Origin of the sequence: Halorubrum saccharovorum DSM 1137 (assembly GCF_000337915.1) — an archaeon.
Lineage (GTDB): Archaea > Halobacteriota > Halobacteria > Halobacteriales > Haloferacaceae > Halorubrum > Halorubrum saccharovorum.
This window is the reverse complement of the sequence record NZ_AOJE01000052.1, coordinates 1-880: the sequence shown is the minus strand read 5'-3', so window position 1 is coordinate 880 and position 880 is coordinate 1. Positions and strand designations below refer to the sequence as shown.

The 880-nt window shown below is 61.5% G+C and carries 1 pseudogene; it reads right to left on the bottom strand.

Annotation, left to right across the window (positions count from 1 at the left end):
• Window positions 1-227: pseudogene (locus C471_RS18070) on the bottom strand (branched-chain amino acid ABC transporter permease); the annotation flags it as partial.
• Between the last annotated feature and the right edge of the window lie 653 nt (window positions 228-880).

Below are 880 nucleotides of genomic sequence, written 5' to 3'. Positions count from 1 at the left end.
GTCACGACGAGCACCCGTATCGTCGAGGCCGCGCTCATCCCGGGCGGCGTTCCGATCACGGGCAGCGAGATCGCGCCCGTGAGCCACTCCGGCCGGGGATAGATCGTCCCCGTCCGGCCGAAGACGATGGCGACGACCTCCTGAGCGGCTATCAGGACACCGAACGTGACCAACAGCTGATCGAGCAGATCGCGATCGTAGAACGGCTTCGCGAGGAATCGCTCCATGGCCACGCCGACGACGAAGATGACGACCGGCGTCAAGATCAAGNAGATCGCGATCGTAGAACGGCTTCGCGAGGAATCGCTCCATGGCCACGCCGACGACGAAGATGACGACCGGCGTCAAGATCAAGGCCGGCACGAACCCCCAGCCGAGACCGATCGTGCCGTACTCGGAGAGGAGCCCCCCGTACTGCTCTCGGGACGCGATGAGGAGCCCGATGTACGCGCCGCCGAGATAGAGAACACCGTGCGCCATGTTCACGTACTTGAGCGACCCGNACAGGCCGATCGCGACCAACAGATACAGCGATGCGACGCTCAGCGCGATGAAGACGAATCCGACCGCCGCGTCGAGAGTCATCCCAGCCACCTCTGACCAGACACAATTAGCTGTCTCATGGATTGCACGGTTATTCACGATTTTTTCGATACGTTAATCTTGTGATCCGATGGCTTCTCACGTGAGAACGGTACGCTATGTCACGAGGCGTTATGGCAGCCGAACCGACGCGTCGGATCGAAAAAACGGGAAGACGGGGCGGTGATACACCCGGTATCGGAGCCGGTGGGATTACTCGTCGCCGTACTCGTTTTCGCTCATGGCGCACTCGGAGGCGGGGAACTCGTTGGCTCCGTAGATCAGCGGGTCGGTGGTC